General features: G+C 36.7%; 1 protein-coding gene. It reads right to left on the bottom strand.

All coding sequences use genetic code 11. The annotated features are described in order from the left end of the window. Positions 1–809, bottom strand: an 809-nt coding sequence (locus IDG60_RS27810) for a metallophosphoesterase (protein ID WP_206160991.1), incomplete at both ends; no start/stop codon positions are given.

Here is an 809-nt window from a genome sequence, read left to right as displayed (position 1 = left end):
TATGGCAATGTAGTAATTTCGTAATCTAACCAGTCCTCTAACTGCTTTCGTAAATGTTGGTCATCTTCATCAATAGTAAATGTGGAATCATCTATAACAGGAAGTAATTCACATGATTCAACGGATACATTTTCATATTCATCAGTACTCAAGACAACTTTGCCTACAGTTGTACCTCTCGTACCAGGTTGAATCACAGCCGTTTGCTTAAATCTTTCAGCAATTTGTCGATGTTGGTGACCCGTAATAAAGATATCTATATCTTTAGAAAACGCTTCTAACATGGCATATCCTTCATTTTCACCCGTTAATACTTCGGTCGGCGTACCATTTTCTAAATCCTTTTCAAATCCACCATGGTAACAAACCACAATGATATCTGCATGTCGCTTCATTTCAGGTAAGTGTTGTTGAAGTGTTTCAAAAGCACTATGAAACGTAAGTGACTGAATATGCTCTGGTTGTTCCCAATGGGGAATAAATTGTGTCGTTAAACCTATCACACCAACCGTTTGATCTCCAACCTGAAAATACTGCACACCGTTATCAGTCAATGTACTATCATTTTCATAAATATTAGCGCACAAAACTGGATAATTGAGTCTGCGTAAAGTGTCTTTTAAGTATGGCAATCCATAATTAAATTCATGATTACCAAGCGTACCAAAGTCGAATGCCATTTGATTATAAAAATCAACTAAAGGCTGGCTACTGCCGCTATGCGCGATTAAGTAATTACAAAATGGTGACCCTTGCAAAAAATCACCATTATCTATTTTAAAACTTTGGTCATACTGCCTTCTGTCTTG

It is taken from the genome of Staphylococcus sp. EG-SA-2 (genome assembly GCF_017152085.1).
This window is presented reverse-complemented; position numbering and strand designations above follow the sequence as displayed.